The organism is Actinosynnema sp. NPDC037264 (assembly GCF_055603705.1).
On record NZ_JBVJVK010000034.1, the window covers coordinates 34,641 to 59,551 of the forward strand.

27 protein-coding genes and 1 CRISPR repeat array (1 of these 28 only partly in view) are annotated in these 24,911 nt (G+C 67.1%); of the genes, 21 read left to right on the forward strand and 6 right to left on the reverse strand.

The genetic code is table 11. The annotated features are described in order from the left end of the window. Positions 1 to 16: 16 nt before the first annotated feature. The 3 genes from ACZ7GX_RS29665 to ACZ7GX_RS29675 form a co-directional block, all read right to left on the reverse strand. Positions 17 to 586, reverse strand: a complete 570-nt coding sequence (locus tag ACZ7GX_RS29665) for a helix-turn-helix domain-containing protein (protein ID WP_498781372.1) — start codon at positions 584 to 586, stop codon at positions 17 to 19. A 190-nt stretch (positions 587 to 776) separates the two neighbouring features. Beyond that, a complete protein-coding gene (locus ACZ7GX_RS29670; protein WP_498781373.1) occupies positions 777 to 1,178 on the reverse strand; it encodes a hypothetical protein in 402 nt (133 codons plus the stop codon). 2 nt (positions 1,179 to 1,180) lie between these two features. Then, positions 1,181 to 1,468, reverse strand: coding sequence for an HC3 family zinc finger protein (locus ACZ7GX_RS29675; RefSeq protein WP_498781374.1), 288 nt, complete (start codon positions 1,466 to 1,468; stop codon positions 1,181 to 1,183). Positions 1,469 to 1,744: 276 nt separating this feature from the next. On the opposite strand from ACZ7GX_RS29675, the gene ACZ7GX_RS29680 reads away from it, so the two are divergent. Further along, positions 1,745 to 2,629: a helix-turn-helix domain-containing protein gene (locus ACZ7GX_RS29680; protein WP_498781376.1), complete on the forward strand. Its 885-nt coding sequence runs from the start codon at positions 1,745 to 1,747 to the stop codon at positions 2,627 to 2,629. Beyond that, the gene (locus ACZ7GX_RS29685; RefSeq protein ID WP_498781378.1) at positions 2,616 to 2,864 is read left to right on the forward strand and encodes a DUF397 domain-containing protein; all 249 of its coding nucleotides are present in this window, start codon (positions 2,616 to 2,618) and stop codon (positions 2,862 to 2,864) included. The genes ACZ7GX_RS29680 and ACZ7GX_RS29685 overlap by 14 nt, the downstream gene beginning before the upstream one ends. Before the next feature lie 135 nt (positions 2,865 to 2,999). Here the strand turns inward: ACZ7GX_RS29685 and ACZ7GX_RS29690 are convergent, their stop codons facing one another. The 3 genes from ACZ7GX_RS29690 to ACZ7GX_RS29700 form a co-directional block, all read right to left on the reverse strand. After that, the gene (locus ACZ7GX_RS29690; protein WP_498781380.1) at positions 3,000 to 3,416 is read right to left on the reverse strand and encodes a DUF6355 family natural product biosynthesis protein; all 417 of its coding nucleotides are present in this window, start codon (positions 3,414 to 3,416) and stop codon (positions 3,000 to 3,002) included. Positions 3,417 to 3,499: 83 nt separating this feature from the next. After that, positions 3,500 to 4,798: an FAD-binding protein gene (locus ACZ7GX_RS29695; RefSeq protein WP_498781382.1), complete on the reverse strand. Its 1,299-nt coding sequence runs from the start codon at positions 4,796 to 4,798 to the stop codon at positions 3,500 to 3,502. Further along, a complete protein-coding gene (locus ACZ7GX_RS29700; RefSeq protein WP_498781384.1) occupies positions 4,750 to 7,119 on the reverse strand; it encodes a tetratricopeptide repeat protein in 2,370 nt (789 codons plus the stop codon). The genes ACZ7GX_RS29695 and ACZ7GX_RS29700 overlap by 49 nt, the downstream gene beginning before the upstream one ends. A gap of 796 nt (positions 7,120 to 7,915) precedes the next feature. Between ACZ7GX_RS29700 and ACZ7GX_RS29705 the strand changes: the two genes are divergently transcribed. From ACZ7GX_RS29705 to ACZ7GX_RS29795, 19 genes are all read left to right on the forward strand, one after another. After that, the gene (locus tag ACZ7GX_RS29705) at positions 7,916 to 8,428 is read left to right on the forward strand and encodes a prepilin peptidase (RefSeq protein WP_498781386.1); all 513 of its coding nucleotides are present in this window, start codon (positions 7,916 to 7,918) and stop codon (positions 8,426 to 8,428) included. A 175-nt stretch (positions 8,429 to 8,603) separates the two neighbouring features. Next, the gene (locus ACZ7GX_RS29710) at positions 8,604 to 9,065 is read left to right on the forward strand and encodes a hypothetical protein (protein ID WP_498781388.1); all 462 of its coding nucleotides are present in this window, start codon (positions 8,604 to 8,606) and stop codon (positions 9,063 to 9,065) included. Beyond that, the gene (locus ACZ7GX_RS29715; RefSeq protein ID WP_498781390.1) at positions 9,059 to 9,898 is read left to right on the forward strand and encodes a hypothetical protein; all 840 of its coding nucleotides are present in this window, start codon (positions 9,059 to 9,061) and stop codon (positions 9,896 to 9,898) included. The genes ACZ7GX_RS29710 and ACZ7GX_RS29715 overlap by 7 nt, the downstream gene beginning before the upstream one ends. A gap of 85 nt (positions 9,899 to 9,983) precedes the next feature. Then, positions 9,984 to 10,673 (forward strand): SAF domain-containing protein, encoded by a 690-nt coding sequence (locus ACZ7GX_RS29720; protein WP_498781392.1) that lies wholly within the window; start codon positions 9,984 to 9,986, stop codon positions 10,671 to 10,673. Further along, positions 10,670 to 11,500 (forward strand): CpaE/TadZ family protein, encoded by an 831-nt coding sequence (locus tag ACZ7GX_RS29725; RefSeq protein ID WP_498781394.1) that lies wholly within the window; start codon positions 10,670 to 10,672, stop codon positions 11,498 to 11,500. The genes ACZ7GX_RS29720 and ACZ7GX_RS29725 overlap by 4 nt, the downstream gene beginning before the upstream one ends. Further along, entirely contained in the window at positions 11,497 to 12,933 is a 1,437-nt protein-coding gene (locus ACZ7GX_RS29730; RefSeq protein WP_498781396.1) for a TadA family conjugal transfer-associated ATPase, read from the forward strand. Before ACZ7GX_RS29725 ends, ACZ7GX_RS29730 begins: the two co-directional genes overlap by 4 nt. Continuing rightward, complete coding sequence (locus ACZ7GX_RS29735; RefSeq protein ID WP_498781398.1) at positions 12,930 to 13,838, forward strand: type II secretion system F family protein; 909 nt, start codon at positions 12,930 to 12,932, stop codon at positions 13,836 to 13,838. The genes ACZ7GX_RS29730 and ACZ7GX_RS29735 overlap by 4 nt, the downstream gene beginning before the upstream one ends. Next, on the forward strand, positions 13,835 to 14,710 hold the full coding sequence (locus tag ACZ7GX_RS29740; RefSeq protein ID WP_498781400.1) for a type II secretion system F family protein: 876 nt from the start codon (positions 13,835 to 13,837) through the stop codon (positions 14,708 to 14,710). Before ACZ7GX_RS29735 ends, ACZ7GX_RS29740 begins: the two co-directional genes overlap by 4 nt. 44 nt (positions 14,711 to 14,754) lie before the next feature. After that, positions 14,755 to 14,952, forward strand: a complete 198-nt coding sequence (locus tag ACZ7GX_RS29745) for a hypothetical protein (protein WP_498781401.1) — start codon at positions 14,755 to 14,757, stop codon at positions 14,950 to 14,952. Positions 14,953 to 15,043: 91 nt separating this feature from the next. Then, positions 15,044 to 15,415 carry a TadE/TadG family type IV pilus assembly protein gene (locus ACZ7GX_RS29750; RefSeq protein WP_498781403.1) on the forward strand — a complete coding sequence of 124 codons (372 nt, stop codon included), beginning with the start codon at positions 15,044 to 15,046 and terminating at the stop codon, positions 15,413 to 15,415. Further along, positions 15,412 to 15,873 carry a TadE/TadG family type IV pilus assembly protein gene (locus tag ACZ7GX_RS29755; protein ID WP_498781405.1) on the forward strand — a complete coding sequence of 154 codons (462 nt, stop codon included), beginning with the start codon at positions 15,412 to 15,414 and terminating at the stop codon, positions 15,871 to 15,873. Before ACZ7GX_RS29750 ends, ACZ7GX_RS29755 begins: the two co-directional genes overlap by 4 nt. Further along, entirely contained in the window at positions 15,870 to 16,334 is a 465-nt protein-coding gene (locus ACZ7GX_RS29760) for a pilus assembly protein TadG-related protein (RefSeq protein WP_498781407.1), read from the forward strand. Before ACZ7GX_RS29755 ends, ACZ7GX_RS29760 begins: the two co-directional genes overlap by 4 nt. Next, positions 16,318 to 18,873: an AfsR/SARP family transcriptional regulator gene (locus ACZ7GX_RS29765; protein WP_498781409.1), complete on the forward strand. Its 2,556-nt coding sequence runs from the start codon at positions 16,318 to 16,320 to the stop codon at positions 18,871 to 18,873. Before ACZ7GX_RS29760 ends, ACZ7GX_RS29765 begins: the two co-directional genes overlap by 17 nt. A 444-nt stretch (positions 18,874 to 19,317) precedes the next feature. Next, entirely contained in the window at positions 19,318 to 20,091 is a 774-nt protein-coding gene (locus ACZ7GX_RS29770; RefSeq protein WP_498781411.1) for a hypothetical protein, read from the forward strand. A 47-nt stretch (positions 20,092 to 20,138) separates the two neighbouring features. Next, positions 20,139 to 20,630, forward strand: coding sequence for a hypothetical protein (locus ACZ7GX_RS29775; protein ID WP_498781413.1), 492 nt, complete (start codon positions 20,139 to 20,141; stop codon positions 20,628 to 20,630). Continuing rightward, a complete protein-coding gene (locus tag ACZ7GX_RS29780; RefSeq protein ID WP_498781415.1) occupies positions 20,623 to 21,498 on the forward strand; it encodes a hypothetical protein in 876 nt (291 codons plus the stop codon). Before ACZ7GX_RS29775 ends, ACZ7GX_RS29780 begins: the two co-directional genes overlap by 8 nt. Before the next feature lie 191 nt (positions 21,499 to 21,689). Next, entirely contained in the window at positions 21,690 to 22,421 is a 732-nt protein-coding gene (locus ACZ7GX_RS29785) for a hypothetical protein (RefSeq protein WP_498781417.1), read from the forward strand. A 19-nt stretch (positions 22,422 to 22,440) separates the two neighbouring features. Then, complete coding sequence (locus ACZ7GX_RS29790; RefSeq protein ID WP_498781419.1) at positions 22,441 to 23,421, forward strand: DUF4192 domain-containing protein; 981 nt, start codon at positions 22,441 to 22,443, stop codon at positions 23,419 to 23,421. 97 nt (positions 23,422 to 23,518) lie between these two features. Beyond that, entirely contained in the window at positions 23,519 to 24,379 is an 861-nt protein-coding gene (locus ACZ7GX_RS29795) for an N-6 DNA methylase (RefSeq protein ID WP_498781421.1), read from the forward strand. 423 nt (positions 24,380 to 24,802) lie between these two features. Beyond that, positions 24,803 to 24,911: a CRISPR direct-repeat array (repeat unit 25 nt); it runs 222 nt beyond the window's last position.

Below are 24,911 nucleotides of genomic sequence, written 5' to 3' on the forward strand. Positions count from 1 at the left end.
GCTGCGATCGGGTCGACTACGCGGGATCCGACGTGCCGGCGAGGTCGGCGAGGTGCTCGAAGAGCGTGTACGCCGCCAGCAAGTGATCGGTCTCCTCGGTGAAGTGCGCCGCGTGGAGGTAGGCGTAGAGGACGACTGCCGGGCCGTCGGGCAGGCAGAAGCGGGTCGGCGGGTGGTACTCGAGGCCGGGGAAGAAGCCGGTGCTGCGTGGGATCACGCGGACCGTGACGTCGGTGCGGTCGACGACGGTGCCTTCCAGCACGTAAGCGGTGCAGCGATCGGCGTCGAGCTGTTCGAAGACCGGGTTGATGCCCAGTGGCGCGAAGAGGTCGACCCGCTCCGACACACGGCACAGGATGTTGATCACGCTGGTCGCGAGTGGGCCCCACGAACACCACAGCGTGGGATCGGGTGCAGACGCGTCGGTGACACCCCCTTCCAGGCGCCGCACGGTCTCGGCGGACTGGCCGCTGCGTGCGGCGAGCTCGGCGATGGACAGGCCGGCGGCTTCACGAGCCCGGCGCAGTTCGGTGCCGAGGACGCGGCCACGCAGCGTGGGCTGCGGTTGGCCGTCGTTGCGGGTCATGTGCACGTTCTCCGAGGGGTTGTGGTGGGGCTTCACGGGTGGGGTCGAAAACGGGCAAGACCGGTGGGGCGGCAGGGGGTGCGGAACCTGCCGCCCCGGCGACCGGCGTCGGTTCGGCGCTCTGCGCACAGCGGTCACGTGGGGCGACGTGATCGGGTGCGCAAGCGGCGTGCGGACCTGGCCGGGTGGTTCAGGTGGTGGATGCGGCGTCGGGTGGTCCGCTCCGGTGAGCACGGCATCTCCGGAAACGGGATGTCGTGGTGGTTCGGGCTCGCGTCGTCGCGAGTCGGTGGCGTGGTCGGTGGCTGAACGCGTCGTCCCGGGCGAGGTGAAACTCCAGCAGTACCCGGCACGGCACCGGTGTCCGGCGCCACCACCGTCCGGCCCGGCAGTACCGGCAATGGCCGTTCACGTCCGGAACGTGCTGCGCGAGCAGGGCGTGCAGTCCGGCGACCAGACCGGGCAGTTCGCCGCGCGCCACCACGGCGGCCGTGTGGTCGTCGCCGTCCAGCACGACATCGACCACCGCATCGAGGTCGGACCAAAGTCGATCGCGCAGCGCGGCGAACACGACGTTGTTGTTCCCGGCCACCCTCACAACCGCACTCCGACCTCGGCGCGCCGCGCGTTGACGACGGCCCGGGGCTTGTTGCCTGTGACGCGCGGCCGTGGGAAGACGGGGATGCCCTCGTGCTCGCGCCACGCCACGTCGCAGCCATGGCACGTCGGCCAGCAGCCGTCGGGAATCCTCGGCGGCGGGTCGTGCGGCACCCTCACGCCGACACCGCACAACGTCCTGCCTTCGTCGTTGGCCGCCAGCGTGTCGGGGATCGCGTGGCGCTGCCCGTCGAACGGCAGCCATCGAAACGCGCGTATGCCCATCACAACCACCCGGAGAAGGCGGGGCAGGTTCGGCTCGACCGTCGACGCGAGGTGACAGGGAGGAGATCGACAAGCCCTGTGATCGTCACATTGGCCTCCTCGTTACGTTAAGTCCTTCACTGGCTACGTCGTGTACGGCTAGGATTGGTCGCAAGTTGCGAGTTTCGCAAGTGGAGAACCCACAACTTGCTAGTTGTTCACCTGGTCGGGGTAACAGATCCGGCCGGATGAGCGTCCGTAGGGTGCTGTTGGAGAGATCAGCGAGGAAGGATCGGCGTGGCCACGGACAACATCCCGCCCAACGTGCGCAAGCGACTGGCGGCCAGGATCAAGGAGCTGCGCGGCGACCGTCGACAGGAGGACGTCGTCCGTGCGCTGCAGGCGATACCCGGAAGCGGCAAGTGGTCCGTCACCAAGCTGAGCCGGATGGAGAACGATCAGGCGCGGATCCAGCCGGACGTGGTTGAAGACCTCCTGGCGATCTATGAACACGATGATCCTGACGAGCGCGCGAAACTCAAGCTGTGGGCAAGGGCCGCTCGTGACAAGGGCTACTGGCACAAGGGCCGACGTGGCCTGCCCGACAACATGACGGACTTCGGCGAGTACGAGGAGCGGGCAACCGTGCAGCGCGTCTGGGAACCGCTGCTCGTGCCCGGTCTCTGCCAGTCGGAGAGCTATGCCCGCGCGGTGATCGCGGGTATCGAGCCGAGCATCGAACCGGATGAGCTGGACCGGCGTGTCGCCGCACGCATGGCTCGGCAGGCAGTCCTGACTCGTGAAGACCCGCAGGAACTCTGGGTCCTGCTCGATGAGCGCGTGCTCCGGGCGAGCATCGGCTCGAACGATGTGCGTGTCGAACAGCTTCGTCGTCTCGTGCAGCTGGCGTCCTGGAGCAACGTGACGCTCCAGGTGGTGGGAGCCGAGGTCGGCGCACATCCTGGCCTGTCGGGTTGGTTCACGATCTTCGAGTTCTCCGACGACACAGCGGACATCGGCTACACCGACGGCCCAGGTGGGAGCCTGTATCTCGAAGACTCCGAGGACGTGAGGCGCTGTACGCTGATGTTCGGGCACTTGCTCGGGATCGCCCTCACCCCAGCCGACTCGATCGCGCTGATCAGCGAGGTCATCGAAGAGTTGGGGAGTGAGCCGCAGTGATCGAAGATGGGAGGGGCTCGGCTTGACTGAACCCGATTTCTCCGTAGCTACGTGGCGCAAGAGCAGCCGGAGCGGCGGCAGCAACGGCGGCGGCGGGTCGAACTGCGTCGAGGTGGCCTTTGTCGGCCGCTCGGTAGGGGTTCGAGACTCGAAGCGCCCAGGCGTCGACATCGCTTTCCGTGCGCACGCTTTCAGTGAGTTCGTCGCTGCGGCGAAGCGCGGTGGATTCGAGTAGACAACGCCGTCCGCACGCGGTCGCGAGCACATCTCCGCGCCGCACCCATGAATAGCTGATCGCCTCCGCACCTGAGCTTCGCGGAGGCGATCATGGTTTCTGGCATGTTCAGCGAGTGGGCACCCGTGCCGAAGGTCAGACGGGCGGTTGGGTGGTGGAGCAGATCTGGCGGCCGTCGGACACGGTGATCAGTCTCGGTTGGATCGGGACGTAGTAGGCGTACTTGACCTCGTTGCTGGGAAAGAACCTCAAGGTGCCTCGGGGGCCGACGCAGGCGTGGTAGCTGTCGAGGGCTGTGTCGACTCGGACGAGGATGAACGTGTCGGCGCAGTGGGTGTAGAGGGAGGTCGCGCCGTTGTGGTGATCGGGGTTGACGTGCTGGAAGCCGCAGCCAACCGGGAGGGGAGCGCTGTGGGCGTCGGTCGAGGACGCGGTTGTCAGAGCGGAAACTGTGGTGGCTATGAGGACGAGCGTGTGACGTAGTTTGGTCCGGATCGCGGTCACGGTGATCACCCTTTCTCGGTTCGGCACCGAAGTGGTGGTCACAAGCATGCTGCGATCGTCCTGGCGGGAACAGAATTCCGTCTTTTTCGGATAAGAAGGAATAGATCGGGAGTCGGACCGTGGAATCGCGGTCAGGTTTCGATGTCGCCGACGTAGACGGTGCCACCGAGCGTGGTGACCTGGTGTTGCAGTTCCCGGTTGGCGGCCAGCATGTTCGTCATGGTGGTGGTGTCGTCCGGTGGCGCGACACGGAGTAGGGCGAACAGGAACGCGGTCGGCGTGTCCGGGAGTCGGAACCTGGGTGTGGTGATGCGTGCCCGAGGCACGGGGTAGAGCAGGACGACTCCGCTCTCGCCGATGTCCTGCGCCGTCATGTTGGTGAGGGTCTCGCTGACGATGGGTGCGGCGGCGTGGTCGGGCAGGAACAGGTTGATCCACGGGTGTGGGTGCTTCCACGAGCCCAGGGCGCGCAGTAGGGCGACGTCCTCGGCCAGTCGGTTCTGAAAGCCGTGGTAGGTGAAGTCGGTGATCCGCAGGGTGTCGCGGTGGTCGCTCAGACCGGCCAGGAGCCGTTCCCGGTCCGGTTCGGTGGGCGGGGTGAAGTAGCTGACGGCGTCGATGAAGTAGGCCCAGGTGTCGTCGAGTGGTTTGGCCTGGCCTTCGAGGTGGTGGAAGCGGCCTTCGGTCATGAGGGTGCGTTGGTCGGTCAGGAAGGTGTCGAGGTCGTCGTAGCGCAGGCGGTACCAGCGGGCGTGGGTGTGTGCGGGGGTGAGGCGCAGGGTGGCGCGCAGGATGATGCCGTGGCGGCCTCGGCCGGCGCGCAGGGCGTCGAACAGGTCGGGGTGGTGTGTGGGTGAGCAGGTGGTGTGGGTGCCGTCGGGGGTGACGGCGTCGAGCTCGATAACGTTGTCGGTTTGCAGTCCGTGGTGGTGGGTGGCGCCGCTGATGCCGCCCACGGACAGGGTGCCGCCGACCGACAGGTCGAGGTAGTCGGTCAGCACCGGCGGGGCCAACCCGAGAGGGAGCGTCGCGTCCAGGACGTCGCCCCATCGTGCCCCGGCGTCGACGACGACCTCGTGGTCGGTCACGTGGTGAATGGTGTCGAGTCCGCGCATGTCCAGGACGAGCCCTCCAGGGGCTTGGGCCTGTCCGGCGGTGGAGTGCCCTTCGGCTCGCGGCACCACGGGAATTCCGTGTTCACGGCCGAATCGCAGCACCGCGGACACGTCCTCGGCTGACCGGGGTCGTGCCACGCCGAGTGGGTGGGCGTACTCGGTGGTCCGGCCGTAGTCGTCCGCCGCCCATGCCAACGCCGAGTCCGTCGTCGTCAGGATGCCGTCGAAGTCGGGAAGCGACAGTTCTGCGGGCGCCTGCGGTTCGGTCAGAGGGTCGCCGGCGGGCTCGGGGTGGCGGGTTGTCCGGTCGAGCATGGGCGCACTCCTGGGGATGGAGGTTCCAGGCGTGGTGCCGGAACGGGGTCGTGGTCCAGTGCGGCCAGCTGGGCGCGGATCCCTGCGGCCCGGGTGTCACCCAGCTCCTCGAACAGTTGTAGCGCTTCCTCCCAGGCGCGGCGCGTGTCGTCGTCCTCGCCGAGTTCATGGTGGAGGTCGCCGAGCTTGCGCAGGAACGCCGCCCGGCCCCACAGATCGACCACGGACACGCTGGCCGCCAGCGCCTGTTCGAGGTAGGCGACCGTGCCGCGCAGATCCCCCATGTCACGGTGGACCTCACCGATCCGGTCCAGGGCGCAGCTCTCGGCTTGGCGGTCGTTCAGTTCACGCAGGACGGCGACGGTCTTGTCGAAGCCGTCGAGTGCGAGGTCGTACTCGCCGCGGGCGCGGTTGGCGTCGGCGACGTAGGAGTTCGCGATGGCCCATGACCAACGTTCACCGAGGTCCGCGGCAATGGTCCGGGCTTGGAGGTAGTGGTCGGCCGCTTCACCGTGCTCGCCATGGACCTGATGGACACGGCCGATGCCGATGTGAGCCCAGATCTGACCGCCGACGTCCCCCAGTTGACGTCGGATGTCCAGGGCCTCGGTGGCGCATTGCATCGCGTCGTCGAACCTGCGCTGGTCGAAGTACCCGTGGCAAAGGTTGCTCAGCAGCGACGCTTGTGTGGTGAGGTTCCCACGTCGTCGTGCGTGATCGAGGCTTGCGTTGAGCGGCGTCAGCCAGGTGCTCCACGGGTTGCGCCAGTAGAGGTAGTCGCTCAGCACGAGCGGGAGACCGAACGCGACGACGTCGAGATCCAGGGAGATCGCGTGCACGGTGGCCGCGGCGAGGTTCGACAGCTCGGTCTCGCACCACCTGACGGCATCGTTGGGCGTGGTGAAGACCGGCCGGGCGTGTTCGGTGTCGATTGCGGTGAGCTGGGCGTGCGGACGGTTGGGCGACATGGTGTGGCTGGCTGCGGTCGCCGCTTGCAGGTACCACTCCAGTAGGCGCTGCCGAGCGGCGGTGACCTCCTCGACTGATTCGGTGGCCTCGGCTAGCTCGGTCGCGTAGTCGCGCAGCAGGTCGTGGAAGCGGAAGCGATGATGGCCCGCTTCCTCCAGGAGGTGTACGCGGGCGAGCGTGTCGAGCAGCCGTGCGGTCTTGGCCGCGCCGTACTGAGCGAGCACGGCGGCCGAGTCGACGCCGAATTCACGACCTGGGTGCGCGCTGAGCAGCCGGAACAGTCGGGCGGCGTCGGGTTCGAGCGCGCGGAAGGACCAGGAGAACACGGCGCGGACCGCCGTGTCGACGTCGTCGGGGGAGAGCACGTCCAAGCGCTGGTCGATGTCGGACAGATCCTCCGCGAGTCCGGCAAGCGTCAGGTGCCGGCTGGCCGCGATGCGCTCGGCTGCGACCCGGACAGCCAGTGGTAGACCACCGCAAAGCGTCACGATGTGCTCGGCGGCCTTCGGTTCGTTGTCGACGCGCGCGGCGCCGACGACCTCCCGCAGCAACGCCACGGCGTCGGCTTGGTCGAACGGGTCGATCGTCAGGCAGCAGGCGCTGTGGCGTACGGCCAGTGCCGACAGGCGCTGGCGGCTGGTCACCAGCACCAGGCAACCAGGAGCGGCGGGGATCAGCGGGCGGACTTGTTCGGCGCGGCTGGCGTTGTCCAGGACGAGCAGGGTGTGGGTGCCGTCCAAGCGCGTCCGCAGCAAGGCAGAGCGCCTCTCCGTGGACACTGGTATCGCCTCGGGCGGGGTGCCGAGAGCCTTGAGAACGTCCTCCAGCACCTCGGCGGCGCCGACGGGATCACCCTCAGACGAGAAGCCGTGGAGGTCGACGAAGAACACCCCGTCGGGGAAGAGGCTCTTCACCTCATGCGCCCAGCTCAGCGCCAGCGAGGTCTTCCCGACACCGGCTTGGCCGTCCAAGGCGATGACCCTGGCCGAGGTCGTGTGCCGATGGTGATCGAGGTGCTCGTGCAGCGCTCGCAGGATGTCGCTACGGCCGATCAACTGTGGTGATGGCGGTAGTTGTGCGGGCCTCGAGTGCTTCTCGTGGCCGAGGCGCTTCGAGGTGGCGGGCACCAAGGCCGTCAGCGCGCCACCCGTTGCCAGAGCCGCGTCACAGGCTCGGGCGAACTCCTCCGTCGGAGGTTTCGTGCCGTTCTCGACGTTGCTGATGTGACTGGAGCTGAAGTGGCTCAACTCCGCCAAGGCGCGCAGAGTCATCGTGCCGCGCAGTCTCCGCAACTCCGCACCGAAGGTGCCCTTCGCGACAGGTGTCCGCTCCGTATTCGTTATTCCGTTCATCCGAATGCACCTTCCCCCCTTGCTCACCCCCAGGCTGCCTCGGCACCGTGGACATCGGCAGCGTCGCCGCCGGTGATCAACCGAGAACATGAGGATATGCGGAAACGGTCTGGACTGGCGGTCAAAGCGGTCCGACGACACCACTATTGAGTGAACGGCGAGCCACTTTCCGTGCGTCCGGTCACCGTCCGTCGTAGCGAGGAGATGTCAAATGTGAACCGGGGGCATGGTCGGCCGCGTGCTCTGTGCGGCTCGTTGGCCACGGTCAATCTACGCGAGAGAATTTCAGGGTCGACGTGCGTTCGGGGTGGAGCTCGTCCTGCTCAACCACTGCTCAGGGCGATCGCACGCTCGGGTCGACTGGTCGCCCGTGGCCTCCTCTCCGACTCTCTGGCCGTTATTCCTTATTCCCTTCAAGGGAATACATGCGCCCTCTTGTCGTCCTTCAGGTGGTCAGGTCACCGTGATGTCAGTGCGGTACGGGTCGGCGCTACGGGACCGAGAAAGCAGACGAGGAGTCGGGGTGTGATGTTGATCGATGTGAGGCATGACTTTTCATCCGGTGGACTGGTGCAGAAACGGTCCTTCCGGGTTCGGGTCCAACAAGAGAGTGAATCCGTTCGGCGGGGGTCGTCACCCTCTGTGCTGAGGGGGCGCTATGTCGCCGGAATGGTGCTGGGCGCTCATCGGCCCAGCCTTCGGACCTCTTCTGACCGCGGTAACGACACGTGCGGCAATCGGGCAACCGTTGTTCCCAGCGGGATGGTGGAGACCGCCGTGGTCGAGCGACGCGCTCGTGACCACGTCGGTCCTGTGCGCCCTGCTGGCCTTGCTTACGTACCGGTTCGAGGGCTCGCCACTGCTGCCCGCCGTCCACTGGCTGGCCATCACCGGCACCCAACTCGTGCTGATCGACCTGACCTGTCGCCGTCTTCCTCACGCGATCACGGGCGCCATGTTCATCGGCGGGTTGGTCCTGCTCGGTCACGCCGCCCTCCGGATCGGCGAGACCGGCGCGTTCCTGAGGGCGGTGACCGCATCGGGCGCGCTGTTGGTCGCGATGCTGGCCGCAGCGGTGCTGGCGGCACCGCGGATCGGGGGAGGCGACGTCGCACTGATCGGTGTGGTCGGGCTCTACCTCGGCTGGGTGAACTGGCCGCGCGTTGTGCTCGGACTGTCGGTTGCACTTCTGCTGGCGGGCGTGGCCGCAACCGTGCTCCTGGCAACTCGCCGGATCACCTCCGGAGAGCCACTCGCGATGGGACCGGCGATCGTCGGCGGCGCACTCATCGCACTCAGCCTCCCCTGACCGACCGCTACGGGGGTTCGACATGTGCGTCCCCTTCCGCCATGACGACCACGACTTGAGGACGGACATGCAGATCTTCCACAGCACGGCCACTGCCTTGGTCATCCTGATCGTGGTCGTCGCGTGCAGCCCTTCGAACTCAGGCCCGCCCGCTCGATCGGGCGATCCAGCCGGTGTGGGCGCCTCGCTCCTCCCCGAGGCGTCCGCACCGGCACCGGACCCGGTCGAGGCCGGGCGGCAGGCCGTGGACGCATACCAGGGCATGTGGCTCAGCTATGCCGAAGCCGCCAAGACGTCCGACTGGCAGTCCCCGAAACTGGGTGAGTTCGCGACCGGCACGGCGTTGTCCACGATGACCCGCGGGTTGTACGGCGACCGCTACAAGGGCGTGGTTTCGCGCGGGCGACCGGTCCTCAACCCTGTGGTGTCGTCTGCCGAGCCGGCCGCGGCGCCGACGAGGATCACCGTCACTGATTGCGGTGACTCGACGAACTGGACCAGGCACTACGCCGACAGCGGGCAACCGGCGGACGAAGGGCCGGACGGCAGGCGGCACGTCGACGCCATCGTGGAGAAACAGGCCGACGGCACGTGGAAAGTCGTCGAGTTCGGCATCCAGGAGGTGGGGACGTGCTGAAGTCAACGGTCGCCGCCGTGACGTTGCTGTTCGTCGGAGGCATCACGCCGGCCTTCGCAGGCCCGTGGGGGAACGTCGATTGCAGCCAGGCACCCGTACCTGTCTGCAATCTCGGCGCGGGCAACAGCCACGAGCCGAATCAGAGCGGGAACTCTGGCCACCCGGCCGGCACGGACCACGCGGCGGGCAGTACCGAGGATCCGTACGTCGACTGCAGCTACAAACCGGTCGACTACGAGGCACCCGGCGGCCATCCGCAGGAGGCAGGCGGTTGGTTCATGGTGCTGTGTTCGCCGGACGGCAAGGACCCGTTGTCCCACGGGCCGGTCTGGGTTCCAGCTGATGGCGCACAGCCTGCGCTCTCACCAGAGCAGGTGGCGGAGATCGCGCGCAACCGCTTGCGCCTGCCGGAGGTGGCGATCGCTGCCAGCCCCGCCGAGACCCAGTTGGTCAACCTGCCCACGTGGTTGTGGTTGAACGGTGGTTGGGAGGAGGTGTCGGCGAACGCGTCCGTGCCAGGTGTGTCAGTGACCGCCGTGGCGAAGCCGAGGTCGGCGATCTGGTCGATGGGGGATGGTGGCTCGGTGACGTGCGGCGGGCCTGGGACGCCGTTCGGCGCGGGCCGCGACCCGAGAGGCGACTCTCCCGACTGCGGTCACACGTACCGCACCAGCTCGGCCGGGCAACGCGCTGATGCTTACCCGGTGACCGTCACCGTCACGTGGACCGTGACGTGGGCGGGTGCAGGTCAGGGTGGCACGTTCCCGAACATGACCACCTCGGCGTCCGCGGCGTTCCGCGTGGACGAGAGCCAGGGAATCGCGACCGGCTGAGCCGGCAACAAACCGTCATCCGCAAGGCACGTCGAGCGCTCATGTCGACGCGCCGCGATGGCTCCATGCTTGAAGGAGGTTGGTGGTGACCACGTCGGTTCTGCACACGAAGGGGAAGGCAGACACGTCAGCTGGCGTGTGGGCAGGTCGCAGCCATGACAAGGGGTTCTCGCGCCTCGGTGGCGGCCGTCGTCGCAGCGTTCCGCAGCTGCTCGTCGGGGTGCTCTTGGTTGTGGCATGTGCGGGAGGTGGTGTTCTCGCCGTAGTGCAGTGGGACGGCAGAGAGGGTGTGCTGGTACTGGCGCGTCCCGTCGCCGTGGGTCAGGTTCTGACCGCCCAACACCTCATCGAAGTGAGCATTGCGGTCGACTCAGCTCTTGATCTGGTCCCTGCGAACGCAATGTCCACAGTGGTGGGAACTCCTGTGGCCTTCAGCCTGCCCAAGGGTTCCTTGGTGACCCGTTCAGCACTCGGCGCGCCGCAGATCCCACCTCAGGGCGACGCGATAGCGGCTCTCGGCCTGAAGTCGGGCCAGTTCCCGCCGGACCTTTCGCTCGGCACAACCGTGGTGGTCCTCGCGACACCGACGCCAGGGGTGCGGACCGAGGGTGCCGAGACCTCGTCATGGAGGGCTGTGGTCACCGGCCTTGCCACCGGGGCGACCGACCAAATGATGGTGGTCTCCCTGCAACTGCCCGAAGCAGACGCCAAAGCGATGGCATCGGCGCCTGCGGGGCAGCTCAACCTGGTGACGATCGCAGGAGGCGAACGGTGATGCTGCTCGCGGTGTGTTCCCTCAAAGGGTCTCCCGGCGTCACCACTTTGGCCGTCGCCCTCGCGGCGCGGTGGCCGATCGAGGAGAACCCGATCTTGGTCGAAGCCGATCCGGCCGGTGGCGATCTGATGGCCCGGTTCCGCCTGAGTGAATCGCCGGGGCTGGTGAGCATGGCCGCCGCCGCACGACGTGCTGCCGACCCGTCTCTGCTCGCCGAGCACGTCCAGCTGCTGCCGCCTGGCCTGCGCGTCGTGGTCGGGCCGGTTGGAGCGGAGCAGGCACGTGCCGCACTGGGTGCGTTGGACGGGCTGTCTCCGCTACGTCACGTTGTCGGCCAGCCGGGAACGGTAGTGATCGCCGACTGCGGGCGGGTTGATCCGGACTCGCCGACATTGCCGATCATCCGCAGTGCCGACGCGATGCTTCTCCTGGCCCGACCTCGTGATGACGAGCTCGCGCACGTCGCGTTGAAGCTGCCGACGGCGCAGCGATGGTCGCGGCGACCTGGACTCGTGCTGGTCGGCGACGGCTACCCGACACGCGAGGTCTGCCAGGCGTTGGGCATACCCGTCATGGCGCACGTGCCCCGGGACGACAAGGGAGCGGCGGTGCTCGGCGGGCAGAGCAACGCCCGCTATGGACCAGCGCGTTCGGCCCTCGGTCGCGCTGCGGCCGGACTCGCACAGTTCCTCCACGCTCAGTGGCAGACGACCGGCGGTGGCCGGCCGTTCGTCCCGCAGCACCAGGCCGTCACCTCAGATCACTCACTGACCGGCGTGGCACCCCAACCGCTGGTAGCGCCGGCAGGAAACGGGGCACGGTCATGACCACGACGGGGCTCGGGAACCCACAGTCGACCAACGGGGTCAACGCGCACCTGGCGCTGAACCTGCCTGGGCCTGCTGAGCTTCCACACCGGTCGACCGGTGAAGCAGCAGCGGTGGACCGCCTCCGCAAACGACTGCGTGACGAGTTGTCCAGTCGCCTCAGCGAGCACATCAAGGCTGACGAGAGCACCGGACGGGCACCGATGGACGCCGTACGGAGGAAGGCGCTGGCCGAGTCGATCCTGCAAGAAGCTGCCGAGGCGCACGCCCAGTCCGAACTCCGCGACTCCGCCACCGGCGGGATGCTGGTCGATCCCGACACCGAGCAGCGCGTGATCAACGCCGTGCTGGATGAAGTGTTCGGGCTGGCAGGCCTGGAACCGTTGTTGGCCGACACCTCGGTGGAGAACATCAACATCAACGGCGAGCGGGTCTTCGTCAAATACGCCGATGGGCGACGAGCCCACTTGGGGCCTGTGGTCGGCTCCGACGCCGAACTCATCGAGCTGATCCGGGACCTGGCCACCCGCAGCGGTGTCGAGGAACGCCGCTTCGATCGCGCCAGCCCCATCGTCAACTTCCAACTGCCCGGTGGCGAACGCGTGTCAGCGGTCATGGCGGTCACCGACCGACCGTCGGTGTCGATCCGACGGCACCGACTCGCCCGCGTCACCCTGGCCGAACTACGGAAGAACGGCACCGTCGACCCGGCATTGGAGAGCTTCCTGACCGCGCTCGTACGTGCCAAGCGCAACGTCCTCATCACCGGCGGCACCGCGATCGGGAAGACGACCATGCTCCGCGGGCTGGCCTCCGCCATCCCGCCCTGGGAACGGCTGATCACCATCGAAGATGTCCTCGAACTCGGCCTGGGCGACGACCCGGACGCGCACCCGGACGTGGTGGCGATGCAGGCCCGTGAGCCCAACATCGAGGGCCAGGGCGAGATCTCGTTGTCGGACCTGGTGTGGCAGGCACTGCGCATGTCACCGGATCGGGTCATCGTCGGCGAGGTCCGCGGCCCGGAGGTCATCCCGCTGACCAACGCCATGTCCATGGGCAACGACGGCTCGATGGGCACCCTGCACAGCAGCTCCAGTCGCGGCGCCTTCACGAAGCTCGCCGCTTACGCCGTCCAAGGTCCCGAGCGACTGCCGATGGAGGCGACCAACCTCCTCGTCGCCTCGGCGCTGCACTTCGTGGTGCACCTGGACAGGCCTCGCGGCGAGAGCTCGCAGCGTGTGGTGTCGTCCATCCGCGAAGTGGTCGACGCGGACGACCGACAAGTCGTGTCCAACGAAGTCTGGAGGCCCGGTCCGGACCTGCGCGCTGTGCCCGGTGCTCCACTGCGTACGGAAACTCTCGATCTGCTGATCGACGCCGGCTACGACCCGGACCTTGCCGAGCGCGGGGAAGGGTGGTGGCGGCCGTGACCACGATTGCGGCCCTGCTCAGCGCGGGCTTCGCCGGAGGAGTCCTGCTCATCGTCATCGGGTTGCGCGGCACGGGCAACGGCCCCAGGTCGTCGTCGCGGCTCAGGGCGTGGCTGGTCCAACGCCCCGACCGCAAACAGGTGGCCAGGTTCGCTGGTGCGGCTGGCATCGGCTTGGTCGTCGGCTACATGACCGGTTGGGTGGTCGGCGCGATCCTGACCACGTTCGCCGTCGTCGGGCTACCCCGCGTCCTCGGGTTGCACGTCGACCACAAGCGCAACTTGGAGCGCATAGAGGCGATCGCCGGGTGGACGGAGATGCTGCGCGACACGCTCGTCGCCGCAGCTGGGTTGGAGCAGGCCATTCTCGCCACCGCACCGGTGGCTCCGGCGGCCATCAGGGACGAGATCTCCGACCTCGCTGTCCGCCTGGAACGCGGCGAACGCCTGACGCCGGCGTTGCGCACTCTCGCCGACCGGCTCCACGACCCCACTGCGGACTTGGTGATCTCCGCGCTCATCCTCGCCGCTGAGCACCAGGCCAGGCAGTTGGCGGGTCTGCTCGGCGAGTTGGCCGGTGAGGCTCGGGAACAAGCGTCCATGCGGATGCGGGTTGAGTCAGGCAGGGCACGGACGCGGACCAGCGTGCGGGTCATCGTGATCACCACGTTGGCCTTCGCGACCGGACTGGTGCTGCTCAACCGTGGTTACCTGGCCCCTTACGACTCCACCCTCGGCCAGGTCGTGTTGCTGCTGGTCGGCGCGCTGTTCGCGGTTGCGTTCACCTGGCTCGCGAGGATCGCGCGGATACGTGGAGCGGAGCGGTTCCTGACGGAACTGACCGCCATCCAGGGCCACGACCGTGGCAAGGACGAGGTACTCGTGCGACCAGGAGCCCCGTCATGATCGTCGTGTTGCTGTTGGGCACTGGACTCGGGCTCGGTTTGTGGGTGCTGTTGGCGTGGCTCTTCCCGGCCCGGCCGTCGCTGAACCGCAGGCTCGACCAGCTCAAGGCCTCGGCTGAACCTGCGATCGTCACCGATCGCGGCTGGGCACTGCGGCCCGTCATCCACCTGTTGGTTTCTCTCGGGCTTCCTGATCGGCCTCTGCGCGATGACCTCGTGGTCGTGGACAGGGGAGTCGAGCAGCACCTCGCGAGGAAGGCGACCCTGGCGCTGGCCGGGCTGGCTCTGCCCGTCGTCGTTGACCTGCTGCTCGTACTCACCGGGGTGGGGGTGGCGTGGCAGGTGCCGGCTGTGGGGAGCTTGGTGCTGGCCGTGGCGGGTTTCGTGCTTCCCGACCTCGGCGTCCGTCAGGAGGCCGAGCGCAGGCGCTCGACGTTCAGGCACGCCCTGGGCGCCTACCTCAACCTGATCCGGATCCTCCTGGCCGGTGGTGCAGGGGTGGACGGCGCGCTCATGGACGGCGTCGGTGTCGGCAACGGGTGGGCATTCCGACAACTCCGTCAGGCACTGGTCACCGCGCGGATCACCCGGACGACACCGTGGACGACCCTGGCGCGGCTGGGCAACGAGCTCGGTGTGCACCAGCTGTCCGAGCTGGCCGCGTCGGTCAGCCTCGCCGGAACCGAGGGAGCCCGGGTCCGAGCCGGTCTCGCGGCCAAAGCCACCGCACTGCGGACCCGTGAACTCACCGACGCCGAAGGCGAAGCCCAGGCCGCAACCGAACGGATGAGCCTGCCCGTGGTGATGCTCTTCGGCGGGTTCCTCATCTTCATCGGATACCCCGCGCTCGCTCAGGTGATGAGCGGCCTCTAGAGCTCCCTCGTGCGGGAATCCATCACACCAGAAGGGACACCGACATGTTCCGCCATCACTTGATCATCTGGCACGTCGTCAGCGCCCGGATCGAACTCGTGCGTCGATCGGGGGACCGAGGTGAGATCACCAGCACGGTGCTCGTGATCGCCCTGCTCGCCGTCCTCGCGATCGTCGTCATGGGCATCATCGCAGCGAAGCTGATCGCCAAGGCCAACGGCATCGACTTGGGCATGGCGTGAGATGTCGACGCCGACCCGACGCCGATACCAGTGGCCGCCAGGACTGCACCTCAATCCGCCAGGGCCCATCCTCGGCAGTGACCGCGGCGCGGTGAGCGTCGAGCTGACGGTCGCGACACCCGTGTTGCTGCTGTTGTTGCTGCTGATCGTGCAGTTCGCGCTGTGGGCGCATGCGACTCACATCGCCCAAGCTGCCGCCTCGCAAGGACTCGCCGTCGCGCGCAGCCACGGCGGCAGCGCCGGGTCGGGTGCCGCCACTGCACAGCACGTGCTTGACGAACTCGCACGCGGACCGCTGACCGGAGCAAGCGTCGATGCCCAGCGCGGCACCACGTCGGCCTCGATCAGGGTCACGGGTACGGCGACCCAGCTGGTGCCGTTCCTGCGCCTACCGGTACGGGCAGAAGCCGCAGGACCCGTGGAACGCTTCATCCCGTCGACCGGAACGGGTGCATCGCCGTGACCACGGCAGCTTGCCGGTGGCACCTCGACGAACGTGGATCAGTCGCCACGGAACTCACCCTGCTCACGCCGCTGCTCGTCCTGGTGTTGCTGTTCGTGGTGCTGTGCGGTCGACTGGCGGACACGGAGTTGCGCATCAACGACGTCGCACACCAGGCCGCTCGCGCCGCGACGCTGGCCCGCACGCCCGACCACGCGTCCGTCGAGGCTCAGCGGACCGCCGACGCCGCATTGGCCTCTGAGGGGATCACCTGCCAGTCGCTGGCCGTTACGACCGACACGCAAGGGCTGCGCCCTGGCTCCACGGTCACCGTGACGGTTACCTGCGCCGTGGGGCTCAGCGACCTGACGCTGCTCGGTGTGCCCGGCGCCCGCACCTTCGAGTCCAGCTTCACCTCACCGGTCGACCGCTGGCGCGGCAACACAGACCCCGCTCAAGACCGTGGAGGCTCCCGATGAACACGGCTGTGCCGTCATCACCCGCGATCCGGCGAGGGCTGTACGAAGACCACGGTGGGATCACCGCTTTCGTGGTTGTCATCGTCTCTGCGCTCCTGCTGCTCGCCGGGCTCGTGCTGGACGGGGGACTGGCCTTGGCCGCCAAGAGCCGAGCAATCGGTGAAGCGCAGGAGGCCGCCCGAGCCGGTGCCCAGGAAATCGACCTCGTCGCCTACCGGGCAGACGGCACCGTGCGCCTGGAGCCTCATCAGGCGAGAGCTGCGGCCCTTGCCTACCTGGCGGCCACCGGCCGCGTCGGCGCCGTCTCGGTGGATGGCAACACCGTGAACGTCACGGTCACCGTGAACCAACCGACGTTGCTTCTCGGACTCGTCGCGATCGGCTCGATCACGGTTAGCGGGACTGGCCAGGCTCAGCCGCACCGAGGCATCACCGGAGAAGCCCATGGGTTCGCAGGTTGAAGCAGCGATCCGGTCTGCCGCCCGCCTCGGTGGGCGGCTGCTGCAAGGTGTGGTCGCGCTCATGGGGCTGTTGGTGTTGCTCGTCGCGCTACCCGCCGCCTTGATCCACTTCGTGGGGTGGCCGCTACCTGGCCGCATCCCCACGGGCGACGAGATCCAAGCTTTTCTGCTCAACCCGATGAGCGCACGGCTGCTGCTCGACGCCCTGGCGAGCCTGTGCTGGATCGTGTGGTTCTTCTTCGCTCTCGACGTCGTGCGATGCACCGTGGAGGCAGCGTGCGGCATTCCACGGCCGAACGTCCGGATCGGCGGACCGCTGAACGGGCTTGCCGCAGCTCTGGTCGGGACGGTCATGGTGGCCTTGCTGAGCCGCACACACGACAGCCCTACGACTTCGCTCGTGTTCAGCGTCGAGTCGGCACCGGCGGCCGTGAGTGCGCCACCTCACCCTGGTCAACCTCGACCAGGAGCCGTGCGGCAGGGTGGTCCTGTCGTCGACGTGGTACTACCGGGCATGGTGCAGGTCACCGAGGAGGTGCGGGCGCCGCGGAACGGGATCCACGACAGCCTGTGGCGGATATCCGAGCGGATCTTCCACGACGGCAACCGCTGGCCTGAGCTATTTCAGCTCAATCGTGGAGTCGTGCAGCCGGACGGTCGAACGCTCCAGGTTCCGCACCTGGTCCATCCCGGCTGGAAGATCATCGCCCACGTCCCCGCACCCGTGCCGCCATCGGACACGACCAGGCCGCCCGACTCGTCGGTGCTGGAGGTGCCGAAGACTTCGTCACTCGAGCCGGCCGGCACCAACCAGGAAGCGAACGGCAAGGGGACAGGGGTCGACCTCGGGAACGGTGCGCTGGTCAGCCTTGCTCTCGCCGGCACGGTCGCTGCGGCTTTGGCCGCGATCGGGATGAGGCACCGTCGTCACTACCGAATCGGCAGTGGGGACCGCTCCGACCTGGATCGTCCCATCGGGCCGGTGGTACGGGCACTGCGCCTCGCCCACGAGCGCGAAGACGGGCAGGACACCGAGCTGGAGCACGTCGAACCCGGAACAGCCGTGATCGGTGTGCGCAACGGCCGGGACATCGCGATCGATCTCGCGAGCAGCCGCGGTCTCGGACTGGTAGGTCCAGGCGCCACGGCCGCCGCCCGCGCGTTGCTGCTTCACCTGATCAGCCAACAGACCCACCAGCACACCGCGACCGTTCGCGTCCTGATACCCGATGCCGACTTCGGCCACGTCTTCGCTGGTACCGACATCGACACCCTGCCGTCCGCGGTCGCCGTCGTCGAGTCCCTCGACACCGCGCTGGACGAGATGGAATCCGTGCTGCTGACCAGGACCCGCCACTTGGTCGAGAACGACCACGGCACACACCCCGCTGACGGGGTCGTCCTGATCGCCACCCCCACGCCGCACGCTGACCGTCGTCTCCAGGCCGTGCTCGACAACGGCTCGACGCTCGGGCTGACCGCCATCCTCCTCGGCCACTGGCGGCCCGGTGCTACCGTCCGCGTCCGCCCGGATGGCACGGTGAGCGCGACAAGCGCGGGTGTTGGCGACGCACTCACCGCTACCCGCATGTTCACTCTCCCTGCGACCCAGACCGGCGAACTGCTCTCGCTTCTCGGTGAAGCCGAAGGCACCAGCGGTGTACAGGACGAGCCCGAGCTCGACGTCGACGGTGCTGCGCCCACGCCGGTGGTCTCCGACGTGGTCAGCGAGCGGCCGGAGTCCCAGGCGACGAGTGAACCACTGGCCTTGCGCGTGTTCGGCGCGGTTGAGCTCACCCTGCACGATGCAGACGGCGCACATGAGCTGAGGAGCGCGCTCACACCCAAGCAGCGTGAAGTGCTGGTATTCCTTGCGCTCCACCCCGACGGAGTACGCCGAGAAGCCCTCAACGAGGCCGTCTGGCCTGACAGTCGGCCGCCACGACCGTTCAACTCCATGCACAACGCCCTGTCTCTGCTCCGGCGGTCGCTGAGTCGGGCCACCGACGGAGCAATCGTCGACCTGATCGTCAATGACGATGGCCGCTACCGCCTCAACCCCACGCTGGTCTCCACCGATTACGGTCGACTGCACAACGCCCTGCAGAGCTTTCGTCGAGCCGATAGCGATGCGCCGGCCGACCTCGGTCAAGTCATTGACCTCTATCGGGCGGACCTCGCCGACGACCTCAGTGCATTGTGGGTGGAACCATTCCGTGAATCCATCCGCCGAGACGTGCTGGACGCGCTTGCGAGACTGGCACACGCCTATGTTGTGGATGCCCCCGAGACTGCCCTGGCTCTGATGGAGCGTAGCCGTAGCCTAGACCGCTACAACGAGGGTGTGTACTGCGATATTATGCGTTTGCACGCTCGTCTCGGGCGCCTTGGCGCAGTCTCTCGTACCCTCGCCCTGTTGGCCGCCGTTCTCGGTGAAATCGGACAACACCCCAGTGGTGGCACCGTCAATCTCGCGGCCTCCTTGCAAAGTCACGGCAGTGGCGGGCTCGGGTCGCTCGACAACGTGGCAGCGGGTTGAGCCGTCCGGTCGGGTGTCCAGACCGCCTGCCGGGCGACGGTCCGGTCGGTGTACCTGTTAGGTCGGAAGTCCTCCTGGTTTGTGTTGATGCAGCTCATGGTGGTTGCCGGGGCTACCGGTGTCGCCCCCGACTTGGTGACTGGCAAGTCAATGAACAGTCGGTCCCTGGAGGGCGGCGGTACGTTTCGATGTTCACTGGTTGCGCCTGGTTCGATCGCTGACGCTTGTCGCACACTCCATTCCTGTCATCTACTTGTTTCTGTGGACTGCTAATTTGTCCATTAGTCCTTGGAACTGCTTTTGATTTGCTTGTGTTTGGCGTTTTCTGTCGAACGCTTTCTGTCCTTGCGAATGTGAAACGTGTCCGCTTTCTGTTCGAAAAGAATCTTGAATGAATTACTGTTTCCGTGTTGCTCGATTGGTGCGGCTGCTCTAGCATTGGAGGTGAAAGAAACCGAATCGGACGGGATTCGCACCCCGTATGTCCGACTCGGGCACGCAACCCGCCGAAAGGAAGTGGCCATCATGGGTCACGCCGCATTGGAGTGCACGCAAACGCAGGTGTGTACGGAGTTGTTCGAGAGGCTCGAAGAGGCCGGCTGTTGTAGGTTGGTCGCGTTCGGCTACGCCTATCGGGACGGTATCGAGCACGGTCGGAACGCTGCTTATGGCAACCTCCGCACGGCATCTGCTTACGATGATGTCGACTTGGTGGAACTGCCGGTGTCCTACTCGGACTACGGCGGCAGCGATCTCGACGCGGCGAACGTCCGTGCGTTGGTCGACGTCTTCGGCCGGGACACGTTCGTCCATCTGCACGGGCCGCACGGTTCGGTCGGTCTCGCGCTGCCGTACCGCCAACCGCTGCCGGATGACGCCGATGGCGACAAGCTGACCTCGCTCGTACGAGCAGTGGAAGGCCTGAGGGACTACCCGATCGTTGACGAGTGCGTGCACAGCGCGTACGTGGACGAGCTGGCCCAGGAAGCGTGGTCATCATGGATCCGCTTGGACATCGCACGGGATCTCGACGACTACGCGCCTGACGGTGACGCGTCCGAGGCACTGTTCGACTGCGATGAGGACGGCCTCCGTGAGGCGTACTACGCGTTCGAGGGCAACGAGTGGGTGTGCGAGACGGCGACGTCAGTCGTCAATCTCCGCCACGACAAGGCCGTGCAGCACGTCGCCGCCACCGTGTTCGGCTGGATCGCCTGACCTCTCGGCGCATCGCGCCTTCCGTCCACTGTGTCTTGAGGTGTGTCATGACCGCAGTCCTGCACGTTGACAGCGAGCAGAGCCTGATCGAAGACGACTCCGTGACGGTGTCGCTCGAGTTCCCCTGGGAGACCGCAACCGAGTACCGGTGTTCGGCCTGTAGTGAGCCGCTCGCCGAGACCACCACCGGCTACGTCGATTCCTCCGGTGACCCGGAGTGCCCGTCCTACGAGTCCGAGGAGGAGGACGGGCCGGACGTCGGGCCGCACGCACCGGAACGCGTCCCGTTGTCCTGGGTCAACAGTGCGGCGATCAGCGTTGACGACGTCGAAGACGCCGTGACGGTGTCGATCAGCGTCGGCGATCCGCGCGGAGCGTTCTGCTTCCGGGTCCGACGCATCCCCGACGACGTTCCGGGTGGACTCGCCGGCCGTTTGGTGCTGCACGTCCCGTACCCCGATGAGCCTCTGCCTCACCAGCGGTTGACCGCGCTGGACGCCGGTACGTGCCTGATCGGCTACGGGGGCGGCGATGAGTGACCGTGAGGTCTTGATGATCACCACGCGGCCGAGGTACGGCGGATCCTTGTTCCGTCGGTTTGACGGCCCTCCGGTCCACTTCGTCCCGGACAGCGCTGTCACTGCCGAACAGTGGCATGACGCCGCACTGATCGTGGTCGACGCCCCGGCAGCACCAGGCCTGATCGCACGACGCTTCCCGTACCGGGAAGGTGTCATCGTCGTCAGCGACGGGGGCCACAGTCAGACCCTTTGGCAACACGCCACCGAGCTACGCGCGGGAAACGTGATCATCGTTCCGGACGGTTGGCCGCATCTGCGTGCGGCGGTCCGTGATGTGGGACGGGGCGCGGCCGTGGTGACCGTCCTCAGCGCAGACGACGTCAACGCCGGCGCGCTCGTGGCCGCCGCCGTGGGGCTGGAGAGCTGCGTTCTCGGTCAGTCCTGTGTGGTCCTCGATCACGACAGCGGTCCGGACTCGGTTGACTCCTACGTGGCCGCGGTCGAAGGCGAGGTGGCCGGTGACTCGAATGGGCACCTCCAGGTCGCCGACCCGGTCAAGTCACCCCTGACGGACTTCCAGTTGAACGGAGCCGTGCGCGTATCGCGAGTCGAGCACGACCTCGTGGTGATCAACCTCGGACGGTCGGACAGCCCGCTCGCACCCACGGCCTTGCGACTGGCCGACGTCGTGGTCGTGGTCGCGACGAGTGGAGGTGTCGCGGACGGGCGGTCGATCACCGATCGATGCCGCTCGACGAATCGTCAGGTCCGGTTGTTGGAGATTCCCGCCGACTTCGATCACAGCGCCAGCCTCGTGGACGACGACTTCCGTGCGCGTTGCTGGGCCGTACTCACCGTTCCGGTGTCGACCGCATCCACCGCCTGACGGCGAGCACGCAGGCTGCCGGCTGCACTACCCTGGGCAATGCCCTTCCTCGGAAGCGGCGTTGTGTGGTGGTCGGCGGGGCGTGCGAAGCCTTCCTCGGAAGGCGCTCCGCCGACCCGCATCACCCGATCGGTTGAGCTCTGCTCCCGGTTGCCTCGTGCTCGCTGTCGCTCATGCGACAGGACAACACCATGAAAACCCGCCAGATTGGCTACGCCGAGCTTTACACCAGGATGCTGCGCGTTCTCCAGCAGGAGTACTCCGGCACGCGACTGTTCTACGACCACGAACGTAAGGCGCCGCCCTGGTTCGTCGACGGTGAGCCCTACACGATCAACGCGTTCGTGCTCGCCGGCCTCGGCGTCACCGCCGAGGCGTTCCACGAAGCGCAACCTCCGAGCGACGCTCCGCACGCCGTCTACCCGTCGGCCGGTGTGCTGCTCACCGCCCCGGCCGAGGCGCTGGCGGAAAGCGTCTGGCTGCTCGAATGCGGGGGCTGGTCGTGGAACGACGCCGTGCGATCCCAACGCCGCGAACCCGGCACGGTGCACTATCCGCCCAACCCTAGGGATCACCAGCTCGGCGAGATCGGCCTCTTGACCCTGCTGCGCGACATCGCGCAAGCCCACCCGGACAACGTGACCAGCCTGCCACTACGGCTGTACGACAACGGCTCGCCCACGTCGCTGCTGGGTCACGTCGTCGCCGAACTGGGCGTGCCCGAGGAGTGGGTCACCTTCCACGGCACCCACCGTGCCGCAGACCTCCTACCCGCACTCGGCTGGACGCTGTCCGAGCGGGCCCGGTTCGTGGCCATCGCCGTGCAGTCGGCGGAACTCAAAGGGATGGCGTGGGCCGAGATCGTCTTCTGGCTCGAAGGCCACCTGCCACAAGTACTCGACCACCGCCCGTGGGACGTCTGAAGCTTCCGAGGAGAACAACGTGGACAGCAGCTTGCACCCCAACCCGGCCTATCTCGCCGACCTCGTCGCGTCGGTCCCTCACTTGCTGGGGTACCACCCCACCGAATCTCTGGTCCTGGTGACCGCACAGGACCTGGAGTCGGACCTTCTGGGAGCGGTGCTCCGGCTGGCCTTGCCACCGCAGGAGGACGAAGGTTCTGCGGTCGACGCGATGATGCGCCTCGTCGACGGTTGTGATGTCGTACAGGCGTCGCTCGTCGTCATCTGCCAGCCCTATCGCGACGAACCGCCTGAGCCACTACCGCGGGCGGACCTGATCCGACGTGCATCCGCCGCCCTGACCGAGTGCGGCGTGGTCGTCAAGTGTCAGGTCTGGGCAGCGGCCACCCGGCAGGGTGCACCCTGGTGCACCTACGACGACCCCGGCTGGCGCGGGACGGTGCCAGACCCTACAGCCACGTTGGCCGCAGCCGAGAACGCCTTGGCCGGCCGCGTCACGTTCGACAGCCGTGAACAACTCGTGGATCTCCTCGCCCCCGACGTCCCGCTGGAAGTGCTCGAACGGCGCGCGGCGCTGCTTGTCGCCAGCTGTTCGGAGCCTGTGCCTGCCGAGGAAGTGCTCGATGCTGCGGTAACACGGGCTGAACAGGGTGACACGGAACTCACCGATCAGGACTTCGCGGTGCTTGGCGTGATGCTGTCCGACCCGCTCATGCGTGACCAGTGGATCGCACGATGCGCCGGCGACCACGCTGACGGAGCCGAACGCCTGGTTCTCGCAATGGTGCGTGGACTCCCGGAACCGTGGCGAGCGCACGCGGCAGCGGTCTACGCGTTCTCCGCATACCTGCGCGGCGAAGGCACGTTGGCCGGTATTGCAGTGACCACCGCGTTGGAGGCCGATCCTGACCACTACCTGGCCAAACTGCTCAGGAGCGCGCTGAGCGTGGGAGCGAGCCCCAATGTCCTCCGCGCAGCGCTTGACAAGGCCTTCGGCTGACCAACACCAGGGCAACCGCGGATGCCGACATCCGCGGTTGCCCACCCGCTTCCTCACCTGTCTGGGAACCCGAGCGACACCAGTACCGAGGCAACCCATGTGTTCGCAGAAGCAACCCGGTCGCGACGTGCAACGGCACGCCGTCGACATCGCCGAAACCGTCAATGAAACCTGGCACCGCGCACAGCGGTCCGGCTCGCTGGAAGTACCCGTATCCGTCGTCGCGACATTGGCTCTCATGGCTCCACCTCCCGAGAAGCGCACTCAATTCGCAGCCTGGCTACTTGCTGCCGACGAACTTGAGTTCGCCAGGTTCGCAGCCCTGCAGTGCAAGCTGTTCGTCCGCGCCCGACCGGACCTCGTCAACCGCGCCTGGCCGCTCATCCGCATGTGGTGTGGTGAAGACCCTCCCAGCCGCAACATCTTGAAGGCAGCAAAGGAGGTCGCAGACGCCGCCGTCAACGCCGGACAACTCGACCTAACCGGCACCATGCGTCGCCATGACGTCGACTTGTTCGGCCTGCTGCTGGCGGCGTTGCGCTCACGCACCGCCCAGACCACTCACGGCGAGTTCTACACACCAGCCGACATCGGCACGGCAATGGCCGCACTCCAACGCCCGCCTGAAGACGGAACCGCGTTCCTCGACCCCACCGCCGGAACCGGAGGACTTCTGCGTACGGCAGCGAAGGCCATGCGCGCTACCGGCCGCGACCCCACGACCGTCACCTGGTGGGCGGTGGACACCGACGAACTCGCGATCGCCTGCCTGGCCATCAACACCGTGCTGTGGAATCTGGGCGACAAGGTCATTCTCGGTGTCGCCAACATCCTCACCGACGACTGGACCACGCGGGCGCTCGCCGAACGGGCGGAAACTCTCCAGATCGCCCGCGACGCCCATCTTCTACGCTGGGCCAACGTCTCGTTGGGATTCACCGACGACCCGATCGCGTAGCGGGCAGGTGTTCTTCGACCCATGACACCTCTCAGCTACGCCAGCATGCACTCCATGTAACCACTCATTTGGGAGGTCCGCTCAGCTATCAAAGACGGACGTCGATCTTGGCCAGCGACCGCGCGACGGCCATTCCGCTCGCGAGGGAAGACGCGGCCGAGCCTCGACTCAGCAGCCGGTTTAGGGAAGCACACCCACTCTGGGAAGACCGGTTATTTGCCCAAGGATAGGTGTATGAGTGTGGTCTTCCCCGCTCGCGCGGGAAAGACACGTCGAGCGAGTCGGCCACGATGCGAGGCCACGGACCACCCCCGCTCGCGCGGGGAAGACGTCATGCAGGCCGACTCGTCCACCGAGTACAAGGGGACCACCCGCTCGTGCGCGGAAGACGAGCCGCTGCCGGACCTGGGCGCGCGGTCGGTGGGACCACCCCCGCTCGCGCGGGGAAGACGGCATGGACGCCGTGGAGACGGCCCGGAGCAGGGGACCACCCCCGCTCGCGCGGGGAAGCCGACACCAACGTCAACGGCCG

Bases quoted from the DNA above. Each gene is read 5' to 3' on its own strand.
- ACZ7GX_RS29775 (WP_498781413.1), top strand. From the start codon at position 20,139: ATGACCGCAGTCCTGCACGTTGACAGCGAGCAGAGCCTGATCGAAGAC.
- ACZ7GX_RS29740 (WP_498781400.1), top strand. From the start codon at position 13,835: ATGATCGTCGTGTTGCTGTTGGGCACTGGACTCGGGCTCGGTTTGTGG.
- ACZ7GX_RS29765 (WP_498781409.1), top strand. From the start codon at position 16,318: ATGGGTTCGCAGGTTGAAGCAGCGATCCGGTCTGCCGCCCGCCTCGGT.
- ACZ7GX_RS29785 (WP_498781417.1), top strand. From the start codon at position 21,690: ATGAAAACCCGCCAGATTGGCTACGCCGAGCTTTACACCAGGATGCTG.
- ACZ7GX_RS29780 (WP_498781415.1), top strand. From the start codon at position 20,623: ATGAGTGACCGTGAGGTCTTGATGATCACCACGCGGCCGAGGTACGGC.
- ACZ7GX_RS29760 (WP_498781407.1), top strand. From the start codon at position 15,870: ATGAACACGGCTGTGCCGTCATCACCCGCGATCCGGCGAGGGCTGTAC.
- ACZ7GX_RS29690 (WP_498781380.1), bottom strand. From the start codon at position 3,416: ATGCTTGTGACCACCACTTCGGTGCCGAACCGAGAAAGGGTGATCACC.
- ACZ7GX_RS29730 (WP_498781396.1), top strand. From the start codon at position 11,497: ATGACCACGACGGGGCTCGGGAACCCACAGTCGACCAACGGGGTCAAC.
- ACZ7GX_RS29675 (WP_498781374.1), bottom strand. From the start codon at position 1,468: ATGGGCATACGCGCGTTTCGATGGCTGCCGTTCGACGGGCAGCGCCAC.
- ACZ7GX_RS29665 (WP_498781372.1), bottom strand. From the start codon at position 586: ATGACCCGCAACGACGGCCAACCGCAGCCCACGCTGCGTGGCCGCGTC.
- ACZ7GX_RS29795 (WP_498781421.1), top strand. From the start codon at position 23,519: ATGTGTTCGCAGAAGCAACCCGGTCGCGACGTGCAACGGCACGCCGTC.
- ACZ7GX_RS29695 (WP_498781382.1), bottom strand. From the start codon at position 4,798: ATGCTCGACCGGACAACCCGCCACCCCGAGCCCGCCGGCGACCCTCTG.
- ACZ7GX_RS29700 (WP_498781384.1), bottom strand. From the start codon at position 7,119: ATGAACGGAATAACGAATACGGAGCGGACACCTGTCGCGAAGGGCACC.
- ACZ7GX_RS29745 (WP_498781401.1), top strand. From the start codon at position 14,755: ATGTTCCGCCATCACTTGATCATCTGGCACGTCGTCAGCGCCCGGATC.